Origin of the sequence: Streptomyces sp. NPDC089919, assembly GCF_040684615.1 — a bacterium.
Lineage (GTDB): Bacteria > Actinomycetota > Actinomycetes > Streptomycetales > Streptomycetaceae > Streptomyces.
The window spans coordinates 16,983-36,832 of the sequence record NZ_JBFBGK010000014.1 but is presented as its reverse complement, the minus strand read 5'-3'; the positions used below and the strand labels follow the sequence as shown (position 1 = coordinate 36,832).

The 19,850-nt window shown below is 72.2% G+C and carries 15 protein-coding genes; 3 read left to right on the top strand and 12 right to left on the bottom strand.

Going from position 1 to position 19,850, the window contains the following annotated elements; genetic code table 11:
* Positions 1 to 5 precede the first annotated feature (5 nt).
* The 4 genes from AB0O40_RS08835 to ureG are packed head-to-tail and all read right to left on the bottom strand — an operon-like array spanning position 6 to position 4,353.
* Positions 6 to 1,334, bottom strand: a complete 1,329-nt coding sequence (locus AB0O40_RS08835; protein WP_365037166.1) for an ammonium transporter — start codon at positions 1,332 to 1,334, stop codon at positions 6 to 8.
* The gene (locus AB0O40_RS08830; RefSeq protein WP_365037164.1) at positions 1,331 to 2,674 is read right to left on the bottom strand and encodes an ammonium transporter; all 1,344 of its coding nucleotides are present in this window, start codon (positions 2,672 to 2,674) and stop codon (positions 1,331 to 1,333) included. The genes AB0O40_RS08835 and AB0O40_RS08830 overlap by 4 nt, the downstream gene beginning before the upstream one ends.
* 51 nt (positions 2,675 to 2,725) lie before the next feature.
* Positions 2,726 to 3,733: an urease accessory protein UreD gene (locus AB0O40_RS08825; protein WP_365037162.1), complete on the bottom strand. Its 1,008-nt coding sequence runs from the start codon at positions 3,731 to 3,733 to the stop codon at positions 2,726 to 2,728.
* Complete coding sequence (gene ureG, locus AB0O40_RS08820) at positions 3,730 to 4,353, bottom strand: urease accessory protein UreG (protein WP_365037160.1); 624 nt, start codon at positions 4,351 to 4,353, stop codon at positions 3,730 to 3,732. The genes AB0O40_RS08825 and ureG overlap by 4 nt, the downstream gene beginning before the upstream one ends.
* Positions 4,354 to 4,484: 131 nt before the next feature.
* On the opposite strand from ureG, the gene AB0O40_RS08815 reads away from it, so the two are divergent.
* On the top strand, positions 4,485 to 5,732 hold the full coding sequence (locus AB0O40_RS08815; RefSeq protein ID WP_365037158.1) for an RNA-guided endonuclease TnpB family protein: 1,248 nt from the start codon (positions 4,485 to 4,487) through the stop codon (positions 5,730 to 5,732).
* 64 nt (positions 5,733 to 5,796) lie between these two features.
* Here AB0O40_RS08815 and AB0O40_RS08810 read toward each other — a convergent pair whose 3' ends face one another.
* The 8 genes from AB0O40_RS08810 to AB0O40_RS08775 form a co-directional block, all read right to left on the bottom strand.
* Entirely contained in the window at positions 5,797 to 6,513 is a 717-nt protein-coding gene (locus AB0O40_RS08810; RefSeq protein WP_365037156.1) for an urease accessory UreF family protein, read from the bottom strand.
* Positions 6,510 to 8,234: an urease subunit alpha gene (gene ureC, locus AB0O40_RS08805; RefSeq protein ID WP_365037154.1), complete on the bottom strand. Its 1,725-nt coding sequence runs from the start codon at positions 8,232 to 8,234 to the stop codon at positions 6,510 to 6,512. Before ureC ends, AB0O40_RS08810 begins: the two co-directional genes overlap by 4 nt.
* Positions 8,234 to 8,752, bottom strand: a complete 519-nt coding sequence (locus AB0O40_RS08800) for an urease subunit beta (protein ID WP_365037152.1) — start codon at positions 8,750 to 8,752, stop codon at positions 8,234 to 8,236. Before AB0O40_RS08800 ends, ureC begins: the two co-directional genes overlap by 1 nt.
* A 40-nt stretch (positions 8,753 to 8,792) precedes the next feature.
* The gene (locus tag AB0O40_RS08795) at positions 8,793 to 9,812 is read right to left on the bottom strand and encodes a cobalamin biosynthesis protein CbiX (protein ID WP_365037150.1); all 1,020 of its coding nucleotides are present in this window, start codon (positions 9,810 to 9,812) and stop codon (positions 8,793 to 8,795) included.
* 2 nt (positions 9,813 to 9,814) lie between these two features.
* Positions 9,815 to 10,120 (bottom strand): urease subunit gamma, encoded by a 306-nt coding sequence (locus tag AB0O40_RS08790; protein ID WP_365037148.1) that lies wholly within the window; start codon positions 10,118 to 10,120, stop codon positions 9,815 to 9,817.
* Positions 10,121 to 10,164: 44 nt separating this feature from the next.
* On the bottom strand, positions 10,165 to 11,136 hold the full coding sequence (locus AB0O40_RS08785) for an urea transporter (protein ID WP_365037146.1): 972 nt from the start codon (positions 11,134 to 11,136) through the stop codon (positions 10,165 to 10,167).
* Between the two features lie 198 nt (positions 11,137 to 11,334).
* Positions 11,335 to 12,819 (bottom strand): FG-GAP and VCBS repeat-containing protein, encoded by a 1,485-nt coding sequence (locus AB0O40_RS08780; protein ID WP_365037144.1) that lies wholly within the window; start codon positions 12,817 to 12,819, stop codon positions 11,335 to 11,337.
* Positions 12,820 to 12,984: 165 nt separating this feature from the next.
* Positions 12,985 to 15,798 carry an NPCBM/NEW2 domain-containing protein gene (locus AB0O40_RS08775; RefSeq protein WP_365037142.1) on the bottom strand — a complete coding sequence of 938 codons (2,814 nt, stop codon included), beginning with the start codon at positions 15,796 to 15,798 and terminating at the stop codon, positions 12,985 to 12,987.
* Positions 15,799 to 16,533: 735 nt separating this feature from the next.
* Here AB0O40_RS08775 and AB0O40_RS08770 point away from each other — a divergent pair.
* Positions 16,534 to 17,742 (top strand): 4-hydroxybenzoate 3-monooxygenase, encoded by a 1,209-nt coding sequence (locus AB0O40_RS08770; protein WP_365037140.1) that lies wholly within the window; start codon positions 16,534 to 16,536, stop codon positions 17,740 to 17,742.
* A gap of 277 nt (positions 17,743 to 18,019) precedes the next feature.
* Positions 18,020 to 19,774: a methyltransferase gene (locus AB0O40_RS08765; RefSeq protein WP_365037138.1), complete on the top strand. Its 1,755-nt coding sequence runs from the start codon at positions 18,020 to 18,022 to the stop codon at positions 19,772 to 19,774.
* Positions 19,775 to 19,850 lie beyond the last annotated feature (76 nt).

Genomic DNA, 19,850 nt, shown 5'->3' with positions numbered 1-19,850 from the left:
GCGGTTCAGCCCTGACGCCCGGTCAGCAGGCTGCGGATGCGGTTGAGGGCGTCCGTCGCGCCGTCCGTGCGATCGGGCAGCGGGGTGCTGTCCGGGGCGGTGATCTGCTGGGACTGGCCGGTGAAGAAGTCGGCGTACACCTGCTCCGCGTCGACCGCCTCGGGGGGCTGGCGCAGGCCGACCGTGGCCTCGACGGCCTTGCCGATCAGCGCGGTCATCGTGAAGGAGTACAGGCCGAGCACCACGATGGCGGTGAGCTGCCGGCCCAGCAGGTCCCAGGAGCCGCCGTAGAAGAGGCCCTTGGGGGTGCCCAGCGCGCCGGTGGCGCACAGGCCGGCCATGACCATGCCGACGATGCCGCCCCAGCCGTGGATGCCGACCACGTCGAGGGTGTCGTCCACGCCCAGCCGGTACTTCCAGCTGATCGCGAAGGCGCAGGTGAGGCCGGCCAGGAAGCCGGTGACGGCGGCCCAGACGGGCGAGATGCCGCCGGCCAGCGGGGTGGTGGCGACCAGGCCGGTGACGGCTCCCATGGACATGTCGAGCAGCCCGACCCGCCGGGTGCGCCACCAGCAGGTGACGGCCCAGCCGGCCATCGCGGCGCCCGCGGCCAGCTGGCTGTTGAGGAAGCCCATGGCCGCCCCGCCCGGGACGCCCAGGGAGGAGCCGGTGTTGAAGCCGAACCAGCCGAACCACATCAGGGACAGCCCGATGACCACCAGCGGGAGGTTGTGCGGCCGGATGCCCTGGCGTTCGAAGTCGGCCCGCCGGCCCGCGACGATCGCCAGGGCCAGCCCGGCGGCGCCCGAGCCGATCTCCACGACCGTGCCGCCGGAGAAGTCCACCGCGCGGAGCTGCTTCGCCACCCAGCCCTCGGGGTCGAACACCCAGTGGGCCATGGGGACGTAGACCAGCAGGGTCCAGGCCGCGACGAAGGCCAGCCAGCCGGCGATGCTCGCCCGGCCCGCGACCGAGCCGCTGATGAGGGCGACGGTGACGATGGCGAAGGACATGTGGAAGACGACGAAGGTGAGCGTCGGCACGGACCCGGTGGTGTCGGCGTTGCCCACCCCGGCCAGGAAGGCGTGGTCGAGGGTGCCGATGACGCCGAGCCCGGCCGCGTCCGGCCCGAACACCAGCGAGTAGCCCACCGCGAACCACAGCACGGTGACGATCACCACGCACAGGAAGATCATCTTGAGCATGGCGATGATCTGACCGGTCCGGACCATCCCGCCGTAGAAGAAGGCCAGGCCGGGGGCCATCAGGAGGACCAGCGCCGAGGCCATCATGAGCCAGGACGCGTCGCCGGAGTCGGCGAGGGCGAGGGTCACTTGTCCCGCTCCCGTCGCTCCAGGACCTTGACGATCTCGCCCAGCAGGACGGCGTCGGTCGAGGCGTCCCGGACGGGCGCGCCGGCCGGCTCGGCCATCCGCGCCCGGATCTGCTCCAGCGTCTCGTTGTCGTAGGCGACCTCCTCCTCCCGGCCGGGGACGTTCTCGTACTCCTCGGCGGTGCGGAAGCCGACCAGGGCGTCGATGGCCTTGGCGATGACCCAGGTCATGCCGAAGGCGAAGGAGCCGACGGCCAGGATCCCGACCGCCTGGCGCCACAGCAGGTCCGCTCCGCCGCCGTAGAAGAGGCCCTTCTTGCCGCTCATGGCGGCGGTGGCCAGGAAGCCGATGGCCAGCACGCCGGTGATGCCGCCCCAGCCGTGCACGCCGACCACGTCGAGGGTGTCGTCCACGCCGATCTTGTACTTCATGTTGACCGCGAAGCAGCAGACCACACCGGCCACGAAACCGACGACCAGCGCGCCGATGGGGGAGACCTCACCGCAGGCCGGGGTGATGGCGACCATGCCCGCCACGGCGGCCGAGGCCACCCCCAGCATCTCCACGTGCCCCAGCCGCCACTTCTCGATGATCGGCCAGCCGATCATCGCGCCGGCCGCCGCGAGCTGGGTGTTGAAGAAGGTGGTCGGCGCACTGCCCTCCACCTGGAGCGCGGACCCGGCGTTGAAGCCGAACCAACCGAACCACAGCAGCGCCAGACCGATGATCACCAGGGGCAGGTTGTGCGGGCGGATCGGCTGCCGCTCGAAGTCCGCCCGCTTGCGCAGCACGGTCGCGATCGCCAGGCCCGAGGCCCCGGAGCTGAGCTCCACCGGCAGGCCGCCCGCGTAGTCGAGCGCGCCCAGCGAGTGCTGGATCCAGCCGTCGGGGGCGAACACCCAGTGCGCGGTGGGCACGTACACCAGCAGGGTCCAGGCGACGACGAAGACCAGCCAGCCCTTCATGGTGGCCCGGCCGGCGATCGAACCGCTGATCAGCGCCACGGTGATGATGGCGAAGGACATCTGGAAGCAGGCGAAGATCACCGTGGGGATGGAGCCGTGCAGGGAGTCCATCCCCACGCCCTGGAAGAAGGCCAGGTCGAGATTGCCGATCAGGCCGCCGCCGGCGTCCTTCCCGAAGGCCAGGGAGTAGCCGACCGCCAGCCAGATGATGGTCACCAGCGACAGGCAGACGAAGCTCATCTTCAGCATGATCAGGACGTGCTTGGTCCTGACCATACCGCCGTAGAAGAAGGCGAGTCCGGGCGTCATCAGGAGCACCATCGCGGTGCTCGCCATCATCCAGGCGGTGTTACCCGTGTCGTAGCCACTGGGCATGGTGGGTGTCTTTCTCGTCGGGGCCGGAGCGGGTCCCCACCGGCCGGCGGGTCAGGACTTGCGCAGGTGGGGGGCGGGTACGCCGATCAGCCGGCGGCGCACGCAGTCCCAGGCGGTGCGCAGGGCGCCGGCCACCGGTTCGGCGGCCGGGCCCAGCAGCCGTACCCAGACGCCGCGGGCGTCGGGGAGCACGCTCACCCCGGCGCGCACCGACGGGTGGGCCGGGAGCGCGGCGTGCAGCAGGCCGGCCAGTTCCCCGGCCGGGGCGAGCGGGGTGAGCGCGAAGAAGGCGGCCGTCACCGCGTGCCCGGCCATGACCGCGGGGCCGTCGACCCGGTGCGCGCCCGGTTCGAGCCGTACGGTGTCCACGGCCACCGGCCGTCCGTCGGGCAGCAGCACCTCCAGGTCCGAGGCGAAGACGTCGTAGGCGTGCCGTTCGCCGCGGGCCAGCCGGCCGGCCAGCACGGTCTCGGAGAGGAGGACGGTGGCCGAGGGGTCCGCGGTGACCGTGGTGCGCTGGTAGAAGCGGGAGCCGACGAACGGGATGACCGGGTCCGGCAGGTACTCGACGTAGGAGTCCGGACCCGCCGTCAGGAAGGTCTGGGCGGTGGCGTAGTCGTGCTCCATCCGGTAGACCTTGGTGGCGGCCTGGGTGGTCAGCAGGGCCGCGGCGCCCGCCCCGACGTGCAGGTCGGTGCGGAGCCGGTCCGCCTGGAGCACCCCGCCGCCGGTGGACATCAGGAAGGTCAGCGGCAGGTCGGGCCGGTGCGGGTCGAAGTACAGCGGTCGCATGATCTGCAGCGGGGACTTCTGGAAGTGGTGCACCAGCTCGGTCCGCGCGCCCACGCGCGCGTAGCCGAGCTCCAGCAGCCCGACCTTGCCGGGCCGGCCGACCCCGAGCATGTGGGGGCGGGCGGCGTGCCGGGCGACGGCGGCCGGGACGTGCTCGGGCTCGTAGTGGCCGGGCCCCAGGCGGTCGGCGGGAGCCGGCGGGTACGCGGTCACGGGGACGGCCGGGGGAGCGGGCGGGCCGGAGCGGGTGGCGGTGGGCGCACTCACGCCGGGACTCGGCGGAAGCTCTCGAGGAAGGCGGCGATCTCCTCCAGGCCCTCCCCGGTCAGCGAGTTGGTCAGCACCACCGGCTTGCCCTCGCGGACGTGGTGGGCGTCGCGCTCCATCACGCCCAGGTCGGTGCGGACGTACTGCGCGATGTCGATCTTGTTGATGACCAGCAGGTCGCACTCGGTGATGCCGGGCCCGCGCTTGCGGGGCATCTTCTCGCCCTCCGCGGTGTCCAGCACGAACAGGAACAGGTCGACGAGGACCGGGCTGAAGGTCAGGGTGAGGTTGTCGCCGCCCGATTCGTAGAGCAGCGTGTCCACGTCGGGGAACTGCTCCAGCATCTCGGCGCCCGCGGCCAGGTTCATGGTGGGGTCGTCACGCACGGCGGTGTGCGGACAGGCGCCGGTCTCCACGCCGACGACCCGCTCGGGGTCCAGGACCCCGGCCAGGGTGCGGCGGACGTGGTGGGCGTCCTCCTGGGTGTAGATGTCGTTGGTGATCACGGCCGGGCGGTAGCCGCGCTCGATGAGCACCGGCACCAGCGCCTCGATCAGCGCGGTCTTCCCGGAGCCGACGGGACCGCCGATCCCCACCTTCAGGACGTGTGCGTCGTTCATCTGGATTCCCTCGTGGATACCCCCGGCGTCAGCCGGGGGAGGAGACGAAGCTCCTGCGGAGCGGGACGGGGAGGGCCGGTTCGCCCTCTGGGTGGGACGGCGTTGTCAGTGGCGGCCGGTACGTTGAATGCGTGTATCTGCGGTACTCGTACCGGATCGAGCCGACGCCGGGTCAGCGCATTGCGCTGGTCCGTACGTTCGGCTGTGCCCGGGTGGTCTACAACGATGCGCTTGCCGCCCGTAAGGCCGCGTGGCAGGCGGACGGGTCGCGTATTGCGACGGGTGCTCTGGCCCGGCGGGTGATCACGGAGGCGAAGCGGACGCCCGAGCGGGCGTGGCTTGCCGAGGTGTCCGTGGATGCGTTGCAGTCCTCTCTGCGCGATCTTGACGCCGCTTACAAGAATTTCTTCGACTCGGTGGCGGGGAAGCGGCGGGGGCGCCGGATGGGGCTTCCGGTGTTCAAGAGGAAGTCCGACAGCCGCCAGTCGATCCGGTTCTCGAGGAACGGTTTCCGGCTCCGGGGAGACGGCCGGCTCAATCTCGCGAGGATCGGTGATGTCCGGGTGCGCTGGTCGCGCCCTCTGCCGTCCGCGCCGTCGTCGGTGACGGTGGTCAAGGACGCCTGCGGCCGGTTCTTCGCCTCGTTCGTGGTCGAAACCGAACCGGAGATCCTGCCGGCGGTCGATGCCGAGGTGGGTATCGACCTGGGGTTGACCCACTACGCCGTGCTCTCCGACGGCCGCGTGATCGACAATCCGCGGTTTCTGCGCCGGGCCGAGCGCCGGCTGCGGAAAGCACAGCAGGCCCTGAGCCGGAAAGCGAAGGGATCGAAGAACCGGGCCAAGGCCCGCATCCGGGTCGCCCGCGCCCACGCAAAGGTGGCCGACGCGCGGAGGGACTGGTGCCACCAGACGGCTTCGAGGCTGGTCCGCGAGAACCAAGCGGTCTATCTCGAGGATCTGGCGGTCTCCGGCCTCGCCCGCACCCGCCTGGCGAAGTCCGTGCACGATGCCGCGTGGGGCATGTTCCGGCGTGCCCTTCAGGACAAGGCTGTCCGTGCCGGACGGCATGTCGGCGTCGTCTCGCGGTGGTTGCCCTCGTCGCAGACCTGTCATGTGTGCTGGGTCGTGGACGGGAGGAAGCCGCTGCACATACGCACCTGGCAGTGCGAGGGCTGCGGAACCGTGCATGATCGTGACCTCAATGCGTCGCGTGTGATCCTCGCCGCCGGGCAGGCGGAGAGGCTAAACGCCCCTGGAGGGCCGGTAAGACCTGGGGTGGAAATCCCCCGCCAGGCTCGGCCCGTTGAACGGGGAACCCACCCGAAGCCCCAGCCGGTGACCACCGGCCGGCAGGCGGGAATCCCACTCCTTTGGTGAGGGGGAGGATGTCAAGGGGAGGGCCTTTCGGGATGGAGGGAGGAGCCGGGGCGTTGCGGACCGGTCAGGTGGCGAACAGGCGTGCCTCGGCGCGTTCGTGCCGGGCCGACATCACGTCCGCCAGCGGCACGCAGCCACCGAGGTCGGCGAGGCCGCGCCGCAGCGCGGCCGCCGCGACCTCCGCCATCACGGGAGCGGTGCGGCGCAGCACCAGCTGGGCCCGGCGGTGGTCGGTGAGCCGCAGCCGCAGGGCGGCGCCGACGAAGCTGGCGGAGAAGGCGAACAGGTCGCTGACCACGGCCTGGTGGGCCGGCACCCCGGCCGCCGCGTACGCCACCCCGACCGCCACCGCCTGGCAGCCGGGCGAGCCCTGCTCGGCCACCAGGCGGGCGTACCGCTCCAGCGGCGGGCCGCCCAGGCACTCGAGGGTGAGGTCGAGGAACTGCCGGCCGGTCCGGGTCGCCGCCCGCCGGGTCCCCTCGTTCAGCTTGGTGGCGTACAGGCGCCGGTCGACGGCGGCCAGCGCCCGGTCGTCCCCGCGGACGGCCGCGCCGTGCGCCAGGGCCAGGGCCGTCGCGTCCGAGGGTCCCACGCCGTGCCGCAGCAGGTCGGCCAGCAGCCCGGGCACCTCCTCGGCGGTCACCTCCTTGGCCTGGGCGTAGCCCTCCAGGCCGTGGCTGAGGGTGTAGAAGCCGCTGGGGAAGGCGGAGTCGGTGAGCTGCAGGCTGACCAGCAGGCGGCCCGCCGCGCCGCCGTCCGGGTCCGGTCCGTCCGGTGTCATGCCAGGAAGAACAGCTGGTTCAGCGGGAGTTCGCGGGCCGGCTCGATGGTGGCGGGGATGCCGTCCAGGGTCACCTTGTACGTCTCGGGGTCGATCTCGATCCGGGGCAGCGCGTCGTTGCGCACCATGTGCTGCTTGCCCACGCTGCGGCAGTGCCGGACCGGCAGCACCCTGCTCTCCAGGCCCAGCTTCTCCGGGACGCCGAGGGCGATGGCGGCCTGGGACATGAAGGAGACGCGGGTGGCCTGGCGGGCCCGGCCGTGGGCGCCGAACATCGGGCGGTAGTACACCGGTTGCGGGGTGGGCAGCGAGGCGTTGGGGTCGCCCATGAGGGCCCAGTTGATCAGGCCGCCCTTGATGACCATCTTCGGCTTGGCGGCGAAGGAGTGGATCGGCCACAGGACCACGTCGGCGAGCTTGCCGGTCTCCAGGGAGCCGATGTGCTCCGCCATGCCCGCGGCGATCGCCGGGTTGATCGTGATCTTGGCGAGGTAGCGCAGCACCCGGTGGTTGTCGTTGCGCTCGGTGTCGCCGGGCAGCTTGCCGCGCTGGTCCTTGCAGTGGTGCGCGGTCTGGAAGGCGCGGGTCCAGGACTCGCCGATCCGGCCCATGGCCTGGGAGTCGGAGGAGAAGATCGAGATGACGCCCTCGTCGTGCAGGACGGTCTCGGCGGCCACCGTCTCGGCCCGGACCCGGGAGTCGGCGAAGGAGACGTCCTCGGGGATGTCGTGCGAGAGGTGGTGGCAGACCATCACCATGTCGAGGAGTTCGTCGATGGAGTTGACGGTGTAGGGCAGCGTCGGGTTGGTCGAGGAGGGCAGCACGTTCGGCTCGCCCGCCACCCGCATGATGTCGGGGGCGTGGCCGCCGCCGGCGCCCTCGCTGTGGAAGGTGTGGATGGTGCGGCCGTCGATCGCCGAGCGGGTGTCCTCGAAGAAGCCGGACTCGTTCAGGGTGTCGGTGTGCACCGCGATCTGGACGTCGTGCACGTCCGCCACGTCCAGCGCGGTGCTCAGGGCGGCCGGGGTGGTGCCCCAGTCCTCGTGGACCTTGAGCCCGCAGACCCCCGCCTCGATCTGCTCGTTGAGCGCTTCGGGCAGCGAGCCGTTGCCCTTGCCCAGGAGCCCGACGTTGACCGGCAGGTCCTCCACCGCCTGGTACATGCGGTGGATGTTCCAGGGGCCGGGGGTGCTGGTGACGCCGTTGGTGCCGTCGGCCGGGCCGGTGCCGCCGCCCACCAGGGTGGTGATGCCGTTGGACAGGCCGTGCTCGGCCTGCTGCGGCGAGATGAAGTGGATGTGGGTGTCGATGCCGCCCGCGGTGGCGATCAGGTGCTCCCCGGAGATCACCTCGGTGCCCGGGCCGATGACCAGCTTGGGGTGCACCCCGGACTGGGTGTGCGGGTTGCCCGCCTTGCCCAGGCCCGCGATGAAGCCGTCCTTGATGCCCAGGTCGCCCTTGACGACGCCGAGGACCGGGTCCATGACCACCACGTTGGTGATCACCAGGTCCAGGGCGCCCTGCGCGGCGGTGGCCTGCGGGTCCTGGGCCATGCCGTCGCGGACGGTCTTGCCGCCGCCGTAGACGGCCTCGTCGCCGTAGTGGCCCTCGTTGTGGTCCTTCTCGACCTCGACGACCAGGTTGGTGTCCGCCAGGTGGAAGCGGTCGCCGACGGTGGGGCCGAACAGGTCGGTGTACTGCTTGCGGCTCAGGACGGCCATCAGCTCTTGCCCTTCGTGCTCTTCTTGTTCTTGTGGCCCGCCTTGCCGGTGCGGGCGGCCGGGGCGGCCTCGGCGTCCGCCGCCTTGGGGGCCTCGGTCAGCGGCGCGGCCAGCTGCGCCGCCGCGGCCTCCTCGAAGGTCTCCGCGCGGGCGCCCAGGAAGCCCAGCTCGACGGCCCGCCGCAGGGCCCGGACCCGGGTGTCCGTGGCGCCCAGGCCGCCGCCGACCAGGCCGCTGAAGCCGATCAGGCGCGCATGCCCGCTGTAGGCGGTCAGTTCGACCTCCCGGGTGTCACCGGGCTCGAAGCGCACGGCCGTGCCGGCCGGGATGTCCAGGTGCATGCCGTAGGCGGCGTTGCGGTCGAAGTCGAGCGCCCGGTTCGCCTCGAAGAAGTGGTAGTGGGAGCCGACCTGGACGGCGCGGTCACCGGTGTTGGACACGGACAGGGCCGCCTTGCGACGGCCGGCGTTGATCTCGATGGATCCTTCGCCGTAGAGGTACTGGGCGCCACCGGACACGGCTGGCACATCCTTCCGGGTACGAGGGGACGGGCGGGGGCTACGGCGCGGAGGGCACGCACGGGCGGCCGGGGCCCGGTGCGCCCGGCCCGGGGGCGGCCGGTGCGGGAGCGGCGGGTGGTCCGGGCAACCGGCCGTCGGACAGGTCGGGTGCGGGGCCGTGGTCGTGCGGGCGGGCGTGCGCGTGGAGGTGGCCGTGCCCGTGCGCCGCCGGCGGGGCGCCGGGGGCAGGGGAGTGGGGGTGCGGGTGGTCGTCCGTGTGCGCGTGACCGTGCGCGTAACCGCGGCCGTGTTCGGCCCCGGCGCCCGCCGCGACCCCGTCGTCCCCCTCGTCCAGACGGGCCAGGGCCTCCCGTACCCGGGCCCGGACCACCTGCACGATCGCGGCGTCGGACAGCAGCGGGCCGGCCGGGCGCAGCCCCTCGGGAAGGCGGGCGGGCGCGGCGAACGCGGCCCTCAGCAGCCAGACCTCCTCCGCGCCGAGCCGTCGGCACCGCGACACCCCGGAGTCGAGGTCCGGGTCCCCGCCGTCGAAGGCCACCTCGACCATCGGGGCGATCCCGTACTGGTGGACCAGGCGCGCCACCCGGAACAGGTCGGCGTCCACGAACGGCCCGCCGGCGGGGGCGGTCACCAGCAGCGCGCAGCGGTCGGTGTGGATGGACCGGTCGGCGGTGTGGGCCTGGGAGGCCTTCAGCGCCGCGGACCGCAGCCAGGCGGTGAGGTGGTCGAGGGTCCCGAAGGGCGGGGCCAGGGCGAGGCCCCCGCGGCCGGTGCCGCCGCCGGCCCAGCGCAGCGCGCGGGCGCAGTCGGCCACCAGCCCCGGGTCCCGGCCCAGCGTCATGGGCACGACCACCACCGGCCGGGTCTGCCGGGAGAGCGCCTCGGTGACCCGGGCCAGCAACTCGCGGCCGGCGCCGGGGACGACGGCCATGCCCTCCGCCTCGGCGGCCCGCCGCAGGGCGCTCCCGCCGTCGCTCTCGTGTCCGCAGGCGAGCAGGACCGTCGCGGGCCGGCGCGCGGGCACGCCCGGGAGGGCCCGGGTGTCCGCCGCGGTCATCCTCAGGCTCCGACCGGGTCGTGGCAGGACACGAGCTTGGTGCCGTCCACGAAGCCGGCCTCTACCTGGAGGAGCGGCAGCATCTCGCGGACCCCCGCCATGACGTCCCCGGCGGCGACGGCCTGCTTGCCGATCTCCATGCACTCGGCCACGCTCCGCCCGTCCCGGGCGGCCTCCAGGATGGCCTCGCTGATCAGCGCGCAGGCCTCGCTGTAGTTGAGTTTCGTACCGCGCTCGCGACGCCTGCGGGCGAGGTCCGCGACCACGTAGACGTAGAGCTTGTCGATCTCACGGGGTGCGAGGTTCATCGCTCCCTCACTTTCGGGACGGGGACGGGCGGCACTCGGAGCGGTCAGGGTCGGCGGCTCAGCCTCGGCAGGGCCGGCACCGCCGCGACGAAGGCCAGGGCGGTCAGGACGAACGGCCAGGTGAAGGTGTGGCCGCCGAAGGTCGTGAAGAAGGCGGTCATGGCCGCGGTCAGGGCGGTCGCCCCGGCCGCACCGATGAGCGCGTACCCGAAGCTCCACGCGGTGGGGAGGAGGAACACCCCGCACAGGGCCATGGCCACGAGCACGCTGTTGTAGCCCATCAGCCCCTCCGCGATGCCCCGGGACGGCGAGCCCAGCGCCCAGGCCACGAAGAGCGAGGCGGCGCTGCCGGCGCAGGCCATGGCGGCGGCGGTCCGGCTGGCGATGAGGATCCCCGCGAGGAAGATGAGCCCGACGTACCACTGGGGCATGAAGAAGATCTGGCCGAAATTGGCGAGGAAGCCGTGCCAGATCTGGGTCCAGTCGAGCCGGGTGGTGTCGGAGGCCGGCTGGGGGAGGGCGGCGAGCCCGGGGCCGGAGTGCCAGACGCGGGCGAAGCTCGGTGCCGCGACCGTCATCACACTGGCGGTGATGCAGAACGGCGCGGTGAGGGTCGGGATGTTCCAGGTGCCGAGGATGGTGGCGAGCGCGGAGGTGACGAAGACGACCGTGACGGCCCCGCCGACGGCGAGGCAGAAGGTCGAGAGGTGGCCCGCACCGAGGAACACCGCGAAACTCAGGGCCACCAGCGTGCCGTTGAAGCCGCGCAGTCCGGCGGAGACGGTGTCCCGGTCGACGTCGAAGGCGTGCGCCGTGGCGGTGGCCACCGCGCAGCCCACGAGGGCGTAGAGCGCGTACTGCCAGCCCGCGGCGGCCAGCGCGACCAGGAAGACCAGGCCGGTGACGGGGCTGGGCATGAAGTCGACCTGGGCGACGCCGCGCAGGACGTCGAGCAGGAACTCGGCGGGATGCAGCCGTGGCCGGGCCGCGACGGCCGGTGGGGCGACGGTCTCCATCGGTGTGCTCTCCCGGTGCGCGAGGGGGTGTGTCACCTGCCGCAATGAGGGAGACCGTACCGGTTGATTGAACTATCCACCGGATTGCCCCGGTGTGTCCGAATGAAATGATCCGCTCCGGCTGATCGCCGGAGTCTGCGACGCCCCGGCACACAGCGGTGCCCGCCGCCCCGGTACGGGACGGCGGGCACCGGGGGATCAGCGGGTCAGCAGGCCGAAGCCCGCGGTCCAGGCCTCCAGCTTGGGATCGGCCGGCGGCTTGACCTCGCGGGTGGGCGCCGCACCGACCACGCCGTTCCTGACGCCGACGGACCACAGGGTGCCGCCGGACCAGGTGAGGTTGACCTCGGGCTTCTTGTCGCCGTTGAGGTCGACCGGCTTGATCTGCATGCCGAAGCGGACGGTCTTCTTCGGGCGCGGCAGCCCCGGCGCGTTGTACGCGGTGAACTTGGAACCGGTCACCGTCACACCGGACTTGCCGCTCTTGAAGACGTACAGGCCGCCGCCGCTGCGGGGGCGGCAGTGGTCGTCGCAGGCCGGCCAGCGCTCGCCGCCGGCGCCCACGATCAGCTCGGGATAGCCGTCACCGGTGAGGTCGGCCGCGCGCACGTCGGATCCGAACCAGTCCATGTGCTGCGGCGTCCCCGGCACGCCGGGGGTGTCCTCGTCGATGACCTTGACCCGGCGGCGCGGGTCGAGGCCCTTGGCGCCGCCGTACGCGATGTGGACGCGGCCCGCATCGGTCTGGTTCTCCCACGCGGCGTTGGGGTCGCCCACCGCGACGTCCCCGTAGCCGTCCTTGTCGAAGTCGGCGATGACGGCCGTTTTGCCGGCGCGGAGCTGCGCGGAGGTGGCCGTGAGGCCCTTGGCGCCGCCGAGCAGGACCTTGCCGGGCCGCTGGCCGAGCATCGTGGAGTCGCCGAGGACGACCAGGTCCTCGGCGGCGTCCTTGTTGATCCGGCCGGCCACGATCCGGCCGGCCCTGAACTGGTCGTACTGGAAGTCGATCCCGGTGCGGACCGGCAGGATCGCCGCGGGCTTGCCGGCGCGGCTGATCGGGCCCTTGAAGAGGTCCAGCCGGGTGCGGTGCCCGACGACCAGGTCGGTGAGCCCGTCACCGGTGAAGTCGCCCGTCACCAGGACCGCCCCGAAGTTGCCGTACGGCACGGCGGGGTCGTTGTTGGCGATGTCCGTACCGGCGCCGAGGCCCTTGGGCCCGCCCCACAGCACGGTGACCTTGTTCAGGTCCTTGGCGCCCGCGTCGCCGTCGTAGTCCCTGGACCGCACCACGAGGTCGGCGTAGCCGTCGTGGTCGAGGTCGCCGTTGGCGATCACCTCGCCGAAGTTGTTGTTGAGCGCGGCCTTGCCGGGGACGCCGGGGCTGTCCTGCGTGATGGCCTTGAGACCGGCCTTCTGGGCGCCGTACTTCCCGCCGTACGTGACGGTGACGTACCCGGCCGCCCAGCCGGCGTTGGGCTGCTGCGGGGTCTCCGGGACGACGACGTTCGCGTCGGACACGGCGACCGCGAGGTCGTGGTAGCCGTCGCCGTTGAAGTCGTCGGCGTACCGGCTGGCCGCGGGACCCGCGGCGGCCGCCTGCCCGGCCGAGGCGGCCACCAGGCCTCCGGTGAGCGTGCTGGCCGCCGCGGCGATGGCGACGGCATGACGGATTCGGACTCGCACGGTCCTGTCCCCCCTGAGGTTTTCGATCGTTTGCACCCCATAGACCCAGGGGATCCGGGAACGGTTGTACGAAGACCTGACCGACTTTTTGTCGCCTCTTTGCGACGGCCCGGCCGGGCCGTCGGGATGAGGGGGCCGCGCCCCTCGGGACGCGGCCCCCTGCCGTCACTTCGTGAGCCGCGCTCCGGCCCAGTCGGCGTGGTCGCTGTTGATGCCGTCGCCGGTGTCGGTGACCTTGAGGACCAGTGACTTGACCCCGGTGACGTCGAGGTCCAGGGACTGGGTCGGGCTGGTGGGCGTCATCACGGGGCTCTGGTAGAGGCGGACTCCGTCGCCCCAGACCTCGAAGCCCACGGTGGCGTTCGCGCTCACCTCGTCGTCGACACCGATGTCCGAGGTGAAGCGGGTGTACGCGCCGCCCAGGGCGTAGGTGACGGTGCTGTTCGCGTGGGTGCCGATGCCGTCGGCGTATCCGGTGCCGTTCAGCTTGATGGGGTTGCCGCCCACGCTCCGGTCCTTCTGCACGGTGCCCCAGCCGGTGGTGGGGGTGCCCGTCCAGTCCAGGGCGCTGAGGGCGGTCGGCGTCGGCGGGGTGCCGACGAGCTCGGCCCCGGCCCAGTCGGCGTGGTCGCTGTTGATGCCGTCACCGGTGTCGGTGACCTTGAGGACCAGCGACTTGACCCCGGTGACGTCGAGGTCCAGGGACTGGGTCGGGCTGGTGGGCGTCATCACGGGGCTCTGGTAGAGGCGGACTCCGTCGCCCCAGACCTCGAAGCCCACGGTCCCGTTCGCGCTCACCTCGTCGTCCACGCCGATGTCCGAGGTGAAGCGGGTGTACGAACCGCCCAGCGGGTACGTGACGGTGCTGTTGGCGTGGGTGCCGATGCCCTTGGCGTAGGCGGTCCCGTTCAGCCTGATCGGGTTGCCGTCCACGCTCCGGTCCTTCTGGACCGTGCCGAAGTCGGCCCGGGCGCTGCTCCAGTTCAGGTCGCTCAGCGCGGCGCTCTGCTCGCCGCCGCCGGTGGCGGTCGCGGTCACCGAGGTGCCGGCGGCCACCGGCACGGTCACGTACGACACGGTCCTGCCGTACAGCCTCTTGGTGCGCGGCGTCTGCGGGGTGCCGTTGACGGTGATCGTGGTGGGGTTGCCGTAGAACTGCCCTTCCCAGTTCACCGTGGAGCCGGAGTTGTTGGTGAGCGTGGAGGCCGTGGTGCCGGTGTGCTTGAGCTTCAGGTCGCTGTCACCGACCTTCAGGTGGTCGATCTCCACCCAGGGCGCCTCGGGGGTCAGCCGCGAGACGGTGGCCACCGCGTGGTGCGGGGCGTCCGGCTGCACGCCCATCATGCCGTCGACGACGCTGCTGACCGCGAGGAAGGAGACCTCGGGGTAGGTGTTCCGGCCGGTCATGAGCTTCTTGAGCCAGGCCCAGCCCTCCGCGGAGCGGTTGTACTGGTAGTACATCTCCGGCAGGTAGGAGGTCGCCTCGACGTTCAGGTCGTCGTCGTTGGCGGCGATGAAGTCCAGGTAACCGCTGGTGCGCGGACCCTGGTCGCCCAGTCCGGTGAGCATCATCAGGAAGCTGGCCTCGTGGCCCCAGCTGCTGTAGCCCGTGCCGGCCGCGTCCTTGCCCCGGTAGTAGCGGTTGTTCTGCGCGTCCCACCACTTCGCCTCGAAGTGGTCGCGCACCCGCTTGGCCCGGTCGGTCCACTTCGCGCCGCCGGCGGTGTCGCCCTTGGCCTTGAGTATCTCGGCGTAGGCGAGCATCGACTGGTACTGGTACCCGAGCGAGTCGGCGGCGGAGACCAGGTTCTCGTTCGGGAACTCGAAGAAGGTCGCGGTGTACTCACCCGACTGCTTCCTGGAGACCGGCTGGTCGTTGGCCGGGTTCGCGTCGTCCCACTTCACCTCGTGGGAGGCCAGGAACGGCCCCATCGTCGAGTCGTAGAAGGCGGCGAGGTCGGGGTCGTTGATCCACTTCGGGTCGCCGGTCCACTGGTACTGCTTGAACGCCTTGGTCATCAGGTTGAAGGGCGAGGGCAGTTCGCGGAAGCCGGTGCCGTCGATGTAGTACATCGCCCCGGAGGAGCTGTGCGCCCACAGCGGCCAGCCGTTCTGGCCGGGGTCGTCGGCGTCGGCGGCGAAGGTCTTCATCATGCTGAAGGTCTGGGTGTCCAGGCCGAGGGCGTGCGCGCCGTCCGACTGGTGGGAGATGTCGCGGTTGTAGTACGACTCGCGGTTGGTGTACGCGCCCCAGTAGCCGGGCTGCACCGTCGGGTGGGCCGGGTTCTGCAGCCGCCACCACTCCGGCTCGTGCCCCATCATCGGGTTGCCCGGGTAGAAGGTCATCCCCAGGGCGCGGTCCTTGCCCCAGTTGAAGCCGTCATTGAGCGTGGAATTGGGGGAGTTGATGGTCAGCGCGCTGGTCGGGGCCCCGACGTACTGCTGGACGGTGATCCGGTCGACGCGCGGTACCTCGCCGTTGGAGACGGCCTTCAACTCGATGACGTCGCCCGGCGCGAGGGCCACCTTGCCGGTGGTGCGCGTGTCGATGTCCATCGGGTCGGTGTAGTCGCGCCCGTACCGCTGCGAGGTGGACCAGGAGTCCGTGACCACGGAGTTCACGGACAGCTGGTACGCCGTGCCGTTCGCGGCCTTGCCGTTGAAGCGGGTGATCAGGTCGTAGGTGCCGGCCGCGCCGCCGAAGGTCGTCCGGGCGGTGCTGGTCTGGCCCGCCACGCCCTTGGCGTAGGTGACGTCGTCGACGGTGTTGCCGTTCCAGGTGTGATGGACCGCCTCCGTCGTGAAGTTGGTGAGCGACATGCTCTCGGCCTCGAGCACGTACGGCCCGGCGGCTGCCGCAGTGGCACCGGTCGTTGCCGCGGCCGGGCGGGCGAAGGCGTCCGTGGCGGGGAGCGCGAACGCGGCGCCGACCGTGGCGAGGAGGGCGGTCAGGGCACAGGCGGTGCGATGGCGTTGCATTACCAAGTCGGTCCTTTGAGGAGTGGGGGATCCGGGGTGGGGTGGTCCCGGTGACGCGCACGTCGGTCCGCCAGGTCGGCTCTACCTCAGGCGCCCTGTTGGAAGTTGTTGAAGTGCGTTGCCTATTGATGCTTCGGGGCGGGGTGCTGTCAATGCTTCTGTTCGGTTCGGTGTCACCGAGCCCGGGCCCGCTTCCGTCGGTTCGCGCGGGCCGGTGCGGGGTGTGCGATGGCCCGGGAGGGACCTCCAACGGCGCTGTCACCACAGGGGTTTAGCAGGTCAGAGCCTATTGAGGCTGATGTCGGCCTGACTCGCCGGTGGCGCGGGAGGGCTTCGCGGCGAGGGGGAAGTGGTCCCTTCCGGGGTTCGGTCGTCGCACGCTTGCAGCCCTGTATTGACTAAATCTCAGAAAACTTTCATCAGTGCATTGCATGCGATGGATGGCGATGCGTAGGGTCTTGGTGCGGGAGGGATGTCTGTTCGGTCGTGCGCCCGGTCGTGTGTGTCGCACCGCGCGTGCGCCGCGTGCGCCCGCCTCCGGAATGAGCCCCTCGTGAGACCCGCGTGCGCCGTACGCCCAGGTGGCGCGGGGTGCGGCCCGATCGGCGGGTCCGGGTGGCCCGGAACTGCTCGCGCGGCAGCGGGGAGTTGAGGAAGAATCCTTTTCTCAGGCCTCCGGGCAAACGGGTGATCTTGGCCCGATCGCCGCCGATTCCCTGCCTATGATCCACCGTTGTGACAGAGAGTCAGTACGACCGGGTCGCTCGCGACTCGGCTGATGTGGTCGTCCTCGGCGCCGGACCGGCCGGTCTGGTGCTCGGGAACCTCTTACTCCGCGCCGGAATCGACTGTGTCGTCCTGGAACGCGCCGGGCGCGAACAGCTTCACGCCCGCGCACGCGCCGGCTTCCTCGTACCCCACACCGCGCGCGTCCTGGAGCGTCACGGTCTGGCCGAAGGGCTGCGAAAGCGCGGCCGGGAGCACGGCGTCTGCGAGTTCCGCACCGACGACGGCCGCTTCCGCCTCGACTACCGGCAGCTCGGCCGCGGCGAACAGCACACCGTCTACCCCCAACACGACCTGGTCGCCGATCTGTTGTCGGTCTACGAGGCCGGGGGCGGGCGGATCCGCTTCGGCACCGAGGCCCGTGCCGTGTCAGGCGCCGACGGACCGTCCCCGATCGTGACGGCGCGCACCGACGACGGACGCCCCGAACAGTGGCGGGGCAGGTACGTCGCCGCCTGCGACGGCCGGCACGGCGCGGGCCGCCGCTCCCTGCCGCCGAACGCGGTCCGCCACCACACCGACCACGGCGTGTCCTGGCTGGGTCTGCTCGCACAGGCGCCCCCCAGCCTGGACGCCGTCGGCTACGCCGTGCACCCCGACGGCTTCGCCGGACACATGGCCCGCTCGGCCGACATCACCCGCTACTACCTGCAATGCCCGGCGGACGCCACGGCCGACGACTGGAGCGAGGAGCAGATCTGGGACCAACTGTCGCGGCGCCTGCGCGCGGACGAGTACGGCCCGCTGCGGCGCGGCCCGATCGTCCAACGCGGCGTAGTGCGCCTCGAGTCCGACGTGCTCGAACCCCTGCGGTACGGCTCGCTGTTCCTGGCCGGCGACGCCGCCGCCCTGATCAGCCCGTCCGCGGCCAAGGGCGCGAACCTCGCCGTACTGGAGGCCGAGCTCCTGGCCCAGGCGCTCACCGCGGCCCTCGCGCACGGCGAGGCCGCCGAGTTGGACCGGTACTCGGAGCGCTGCCTGGCGCACATCTGGCGGGCCCAGGAGTTCTCGCACTGGATGATCCAGCTGCTGCACGCACCCCAAGGCCCTGCGGGAACAGCGCAGTTCCAGGACCGGCTGCGGCGCTCGCGGCTGTACGCGCTGCGCAGTTCGCGCACCCAACAGGACTGGTTCGCCGAGAACTACGTCGGCATCTGACGCACCCCGCACACCCGGATGCGTCCCCGCGTGGGCTCCCCACGGCCCGCGCCGGGACGTACGCCGGTCCCGCGCCTCCCCGGCGCCGCCCGCCGCGGACCAGGACCTCCCTCGTCCGGTCCCGCGCACCTCTCCCCGCACCCGGGCCCGCGCCCACCCCACTTCGCGCGGTCCCGCACCACCCCCACTCGCGTCCCCGTTCCGCACCCGCCGGGCTCCGGCCCGGGCGGACCGGGGGCTCCTCCTCCGTACACGGACGGTGAACGCAGTGCATTCCATGGACACCTCCACCCTGCCCGTGCCCGCGCCGACGGCGGGCGCCGTGCCCCCGGCGGCCGACGACGCCGCGCGACTGCGCGCGACGGCCGGGTTCGTCCGCGAACAGGACACCGCCGTCCTGCTGTCGCGGGTGCTGCCCGGCCTCGACGGCCCCGAACTGCGGGCCCTGACCGAGCGGTGCCGCTTCGCGCACGCCGCCCTGCTCGTCTTCCCGCCCGACGAGCAGACCCTGCGGAGCGAGCTGGCGGCCTGCGGTCTGACCGCGGACGCGCCCCCGCAGCCCAGCGTCGTGGTCCGCCAGCGCCTGGCCGCCCGCCACCGCAGGGCCGCCGCCGATCTTGACGTAAGGATTCTCCGCCCCGGGGTCCCGGGTCCCGCCGGGGAGCACCGGGCCGTCGAGGTCTTCGCCCTGACCGTCCCGCCGGGTTCCGGGCTCGCCGCCCTCGCCGACCACGAGCGGGCCGCGGACCACGAGGCGCACCTGGCCTTCGACGTGGTGCAGCCCGACCCGCTGGTGCTGCGCGGCCTGCTGGCCGGCTTCCTCAGCCACGGCGCGGCGGCCGACGGCGGCGGCTACAACCCCCACGAGAACGGCACGGTCTTCTACTTCACCGCCCCCGCCGGCACCAAGACCCCCTATCCGCGCGTGGAGTTGTACGCGAGCGGCGACCACCGCGACATCCTGACCGAACACCTCGGCCGGACCCCCGCCGGCCGGCCCGCCCCGGCGCCCGCCGTCCACACCGAGGCGGAAACCCTCCTGCGGCTGCTGACCGGCGCCTGGACCACCCAGGCACTGGCCGCCTGCGTCCGGCTCCGGCTGCCCGAGGCCCTGGACCCCCGCACCGGGACCACCCCCGCCGCCCTGGCCCGCACGGTGGGCGCCGACCCGCAGGCCCTGGAGACCCTGCTGCGCTACCTCGCCATGCTGGGCGTCCTGTCCCAGCACGCGGACGGCTACCGCCTCACCGGGGTCGGGGCCCTCCTCCACAGCAACGCCGCAGCCTCGATGCGGCCGTTGGCGCTGATGTACGGCGGGCCCTTCTACCAGTCCTTCGCCCACCTGGCCCATGCCGTACGCACCGGGCGGCCCGGCTTCGACCACCTCTACGGCGAGAACCACTTCGACCACTTCGCCCGCGACCCCGAACTGGCCGCCCTCTTCGACCAGTCCATGGTCTCCAGCGCCGCCATCTTCGAGCCGCTGCCGGCCCACCCCGTCCTCACCGCCGCGGCCGGAGCCGCCGGACCGCCGCGGACCGTCGTCGACATCGCGGGCGGCACCGGCGAACTCCTGGGCCGCGTCCTGACCGCCCACCCCGCCCTGCGCGGGGTCCTCCTCGAACGGCCCGCCGTGCTCGAAGCGGCCCGTACCCACCTGGCCGGCACCGCGGCCGCGGACCGCTGCGGGTTCCGGGCCGGCACCTTCGCGGACGTCCCCGCGGGCGGCGACGTCTACCTCCTCTCCCGCGTCCTGCACGACTGGGACGACGAGCGCTGCCGGGAGATCCTGCGGCACTGCGCCGAGGCCATGCCCGCGCACGCCGACCTCCTGATCGTCGAACGCCTCCTCCCCGACGACGACAGCCCCTCCCTCGCCACCGCCTGGGACCTCCACATGCTCTGCAACACCGGCGGCCGCGAACGCACCGCCGCCCACTACGCCGACCTCCTGGAAGCCGCCGGCCTGCACCTGCGCACCCACACCCCCCTCCCACTCGGCGCCCACACCCTCCACGCCCGCAAGGCCTGACCCCCGCCGACGGCCCCCCGCGACCAGGCCACCCCCTGGGCCGCGGGGCGTCCGGCCGCAGCGGCACCGGTCGGGG

Excerpts from the sequence above, each read along its gene's own strand:
- AB0O40_RS08830 (WP_365037164.1), bottom strand. The coding sequence starts at position 2,674 with ATGCCCAGTGGCTACGACACGGGTAACACCGCCTGGATGATGGCGAGC.
- ureG (WP_365037160.1), bottom strand. The coding sequence starts at position 4,353 with ATGAACGACGCACACGTCCTGAAGGTGGGGATCGGCGGTCCCGTCGGC.
- AB0O40_RS08810 (WP_365037156.1), bottom strand. The coding sequence starts at position 6,513 with ATGACACCGGACGGACCGGACCCGGACGGCGGCGCGGCGGGCCGCCTG.
- ureC (WP_365037154.1), bottom strand. The coding sequence starts at position 8,234 with ATGGCCGTCCTGAGCCGCAAGCAGTACACCGACCTGTTCGGCCCCACC.
- AB0O40_RS08795 (WP_365037150.1), bottom strand. The coding sequence starts at position 9,812 with ATGACCGCGGCGGACACCCGGGCCCTCCCGGGCGTGCCCGCGCGCCGG.
- AB0O40_RS08790 (WP_365037148.1), bottom strand. The coding sequence starts at position 10,120 with ATGAACCTCGCACCCCGTGAGATCGACAAGCTCTACGTCTACGTGGTC.
- AB0O40_RS08785 (WP_365037146.1), bottom strand. The coding sequence starts at position 11,136 with ATGGAGACCGTCGCCCCACCGGCCGTCGCGGCCCGGCCACGGCTGCAT.
- AB0O40_RS08775 (WP_365037142.1), bottom strand. The coding sequence starts at position 15,798 with ATGCAACGCCATCGCACCGCCTGTGCCCTGACCGCCCTCCTCGCCACG.
- AB0O40_RS08765 (WP_365037138.1), top strand. The coding sequence starts at position 18,020 with ATGGACACCTCCACCCTGCCCGTGCCCGCGCCGACGGCGGGCGCCGTG.